We start from the raw sequence: 3,739 nt of genomic DNA, 5'->3' as shown, positions 1-3,739 counted from the left end.
CAGGCTGCGCCAGGGAACCTTCGACAAACCCGCGCGCCTCCAGGAGGGGCTTCAGGTCGCTCAGGACCGAGGGTCCGCCGCAAAGCATGAGGCGGTCGACCGCCGGATCGAGCTCTGGCAAGCCGAGGTCCCGGCACATCTGGCCGGAGGCGAGCAGGTCCGTGATCCGCCCCCGGGTCGGAAAGGGCTCCCGGGTCACGGTGGGGTAATACTTCAGCTTGGGCCCGATGAGCTCGCCCAGGATCTCGTCATTCGGAAGCTCCGTCTCGAAGAGTTCCCGGTAGTTGAGGTCGGCAATCTCACGGACTGTGTGGGTTACGACCACGTCCTCAAAGCGCTCGAAGACATCCGGGTCCCGGGCCAGGGACAGCCAGGGGGCCAGGCCCGTGCCCGTCCCCAGCATGTAGAGGCGCCGGCCCGGCTTCAGGCCATCGAGGACCAGCGTCCCGGTGGGCTTGCGGCCGATCAGGACCGTCTGGCCAACCTCGATGTCGCAGAGCCGCGAGGTCAGGGGGCCGTTGGGGGCCTTGATCGAGTAGAACTCCAGTTCCTCGTGCCAGGAGGGGCTGGCGATGGAATAGGCCCGCACCAGCGGCTTGCCCTCCACCATGAGGCCGACCATCACGAATTGACCACTCTGGAAACGAAATCCGGGGTCACGGGTCGTGCGGAACGAGAACAGCCTGTCCGTCCAGTGACGGACCCAGGTCACGGTCTCTTCGGCGAAGGCGCCTGATTTCTTTGGGGGCGCGGCAGGGGCGTCGGTCACGAGGATTTCCGGGCGGAACGCAGGATCAGATATCGCCGCCGAGGTCGTTCACCGCCCCCGGCGCGCGGGCGACGTGTATCCCGCATTCGCTCTTTTCGGAACCCGCCCAACGGCCGGCCCGGACGTCCTGCCCGGCCTCCACCGGCTGGGTGCAGGGCCAGCACCCAAGCGAGGGATAGCCGTGTTCAACCAGGGGGTGCGCCGGCAGGCCATGCGCCTGCATGTAGGCCTCGAGCGCGGCCTTGTCCCAGTTGGCCAGGGGGTTGAACTTGATGCGCCCATCGGCGCGCTCCACCACCGGCAGGGCCATGCGGTCGCCGCCATGGAAGCGCTTGCGGCCGGTGATCCAGGCCTCGAAATTCCCAAGACCCCGCTCAAGGGGCAGGACCTTGCGCACCTCGCAGCAGGTGTCCGTGTCCCGCCGCCAGAGGTCGCTCCCCGGATCGGTGGTCGCCAGGTCCGCAAATGCGGGCCGGAGATCCCGGACCTGGGTCAGGCCGAGACGCTTCGACAGGGCCTGCCGATAGTCGAGGGTCTGAGCAAACAGCATGCCGGTGTCGAGGAAGAGGATTGGCAGGTCTGGCTGGAGCTTGCCGACCATGTGCAGGAGCACAGCCGACTCCGCCCCGAAGGACGACACCAGGGCCAGGGAGCCCGGAAAGGCTTCGATAGCCCTGGCCAATATGGCTTCGGGCTCGGCGCGTCTCAGTTCCGCATCAAGGCGAGCCTCAAGGTCAGGCAGTTCGGCGGGGTCATAGGCCATTTCAGAAACTCCCCCGATCAGCAAAGGCCGGCGCGCGCCCGTCAGCGGCCCTCTGGTAGACATGGCGATGTCGGCCAGCTGCGGCGGCCCACGCCTCGACGGTGGATCCGTCCGCAGGCGAAAAGGCGTCGAAGCCGCAGCGGACCATGAAGCCAGCCTGGTCCTGAAGGACGTCCCCGACGGCCCGAACCTCGCCAGCAAAGCCCAGGCGTTCCCTCAGCAGGCGGGCGGAAGTGAAGGCGCGACCATCGCGGAACTTCGGGAAGGCCAGGGCCACCAGGTCGACCTGGTCCAACCGGCCAGCCAGAGCCTCGACCTCGTCCTCCGGCTCGAGCCAAACCCCAAGTCGTCCGCCGCCAGCCCTGACCAAGTCGCCCGAGAGCAAGCGGAAGAGGCTGACGATGACATCGCCGCCCGCCACCGGCTCATCATCCCCAAGGCGGACGAAGTCGTCCTGGACCTGGGAGAACACGCCGTCCGATAACCTAATGAGCATCGGCATAGACGGCCTCCCTGAAGGGGGCGTCGCCCGTCCGGCGCAGGGTATCCAGGAAGCGCTCGCCATCTTTTCGATGCAGGAGATAGGCGTCCACGATCGCCTCGACGGCGTCGGTCACCCGGTCGATTGGCAGGGCCGGCCCGAGCATTTTCCCGACGGCGGCGTCTTCAGCTCCCGATCCGCCCAGGGTGAGCTGATAGAACTCCTCGCCCTTCTTATCGACACCGAGAATGCCAATGTGGCCCACATGGTGATGCCCGCAGGCGTTGATGCAGCCTGAGATCTTGATCTTCAGCTCGCCGATGGCCTCCGCCCGGTCCGGCGCCTCGAAGCGCCGGGCGATGTCCTGGGCGACGCAGATCGCCCGGGCATTGGCCAGGGCACAGTAGTCCAGGCCGGGACAGGCGATGATGTCGCTGATGAGGTTTATGTTCGGCGTCGCCAGTCTGGCGGCGTCGAGGGCCTTCCAGACCGTGTGGACATCCGCAAGCCGGATGTGGGGCAGGACGAGGTTCTGCTCGTGGGTTGACCGGATTTCGTCCAGCCCGAAGCGTTCCGCCAGGTCCGCGACCACATCCATCTGGTCAGCGGTGATGTCGCCCGGCGTCTCGCCAAACCCCTTCAGGGAAACGTCGACGATGGCATAGCCCGGCAGCTTGTGCGCCTTGAGATTGTTGCGAACAAAGCGGGCGAAGGCGGGCTCAGCGGCCCGCCGGACCTCGAAGTCACCCGGCGCCGGGGAGTCTGCCAATTCCGGCCGGGTGAAGGAGTCGCGGATCCGGGCGATCTCTGACCCGGGGAGGTCGCCGCCAGAGCCGATCTTCTCCCATTCGGCCTCGACCTCGCGGCCGAAGGCCTCCGCGCCCAAGGCCGCTACCAGGATCTTGATCCGGGCCTTGTAGATATTGTCCCGGCGACCATGCCGATTGTAGACCCGCAGAACGGCCTCCAGGTAGGAGAACAGCCGGTCAGAGGGCAGGAAGGCCTTCAGGGTCGGCCCGACATGGGGCGTCCGGCCCATGCCGCCGCCAACAATGACCTCGAACCCTGTCGCGCCATCCCGGCCACGACGCAGGAGAAGGCCGATGTCGTGCACCTTCGCAGCCGTGCGGTCATGCGGCGAGGCCGTCACTGCGATCTTGAACTTCCGGGGCAGGAAGGAAAACTCGGGATGCAGGCTCGACCACTGGCGGATGGCTTCGCACCAAACCCGGGGATCTTCCAGTTCGTCGGCCGCAGCTCCCGCATAGGGATCTGCCGTGACATTGCGGATGCAGTTGCCGCTGGTCTGGATGGCGTGGAGGTCCGCCGCCGCCAGCACGTCCAGAATTTCGGGAGCGTCCGCCAGCCGGATCCAGTTGAACTGGATGTTGGTGCGGGTGGTGAAGTGTCCATAGTCCCGGTCAAAGCGACGGGCGATGTCGGCAAGCGCACGCATCTGGCGCGGATCGAGGGAGCCGTACGGCACCGCCACCCTGAGCATGTAGGCGTGGAGCTGCAGGTAGAGACCATTCATAAGCCGGAGGGGCTTGAACTGGTCCTCGGTAAGCTCGCCGGAGAGCCGGCGTCGGACCTGATCCCGGAATTCCGCGGCGCGGTCCGCCAGCACGGCGCGATCGACGGCATCGTAACGGTACATGCTGTGACCTACTTTCGGCGGATGAGGTTGACGCGACCCGAGGATCGGGCAGCGCCATGCGCATGGCGC

General features: G+C 66.5%; 4 protein-coding genes. All 4 read right to left on the bottom strand.

The features are described from left to right. Positions 1-769: ferredoxin--NADP reductase (locus WCJ52_RS12170; RefSeq protein WP_336903576.1), on the bottom strand; the 769-nt coding region annotated here is incomplete at its 3' end. Between the two features lie 25 nt (positions 770-794). After that, positions 795-1,532 carry a phosphoadenylyl-sulfate reductase gene (locus tag WCJ52_RS12165; RefSeq protein ID WP_336903575.1) on the bottom strand — a complete coding sequence of 246 codons (738 nt, stop codon included), beginning with the start codon at positions 1,530-1,532 and terminating at the stop codon, positions 795-797. 1 nt (position 1,533) lies between these two features. Next, complete coding sequence (locus WCJ52_RS12160) at positions 1,534-2,034, bottom strand: DUF934 domain-containing protein (RefSeq protein ID WP_336903574.1); 501 nt, start codon at positions 2,032-2,034, stop codon at positions 1,534-1,536. Continuing rightward, positions 2,018-3,670: a nitrite/sulfite reductase gene (locus WCJ52_RS12155; RefSeq protein WP_336903573.1), complete on the bottom strand. Its 1,653-nt coding sequence runs from the start codon at positions 3,668-3,670 to the stop codon at positions 2,018-2,020. The genes WCJ52_RS12160 and WCJ52_RS12155 overlap by 17 nt, the downstream gene beginning before the upstream one ends. Positions 3,671-3,739 lie beyond the last annotated feature (69 nt).

This window comes from Phenylobacterium sp., assembly GCF_037138395.1.
Lineage (GTDB): Bacteria > Pseudomonadota > Alphaproteobacteria > Caulobacterales > Caulobacteraceae > Phenylobacterium.
The sequence above is the reverse complement of the archived record's forward strand: the minus strand, read 5'-3'. Positions and strand labels throughout refer to the sequence as shown.

Excerpts from the sequence above, each read along its gene's own strand:
- WCJ52_RS12165 (WP_336903575.1), bottom strand. The coding sequence starts at position 1,532 with ATGGCCTATGACCCCGCCGAACTGCCTGACCTTGAGGCTCGCCTTGAT.
- WCJ52_RS12155 (WP_336903573.1), bottom strand. The coding sequence starts at position 3,670 with ATGTACCGTTACGATGCCGTCGATCGCGCCGTGCTGGCGGACCGCGCC.
- WCJ52_RS12160 (WP_336903574.1), bottom strand. The coding sequence starts at position 2,034 with ATGCCGATGCTCATTAGGTTATCGGACGGCGTGTTCTCCCAGGTCCAG.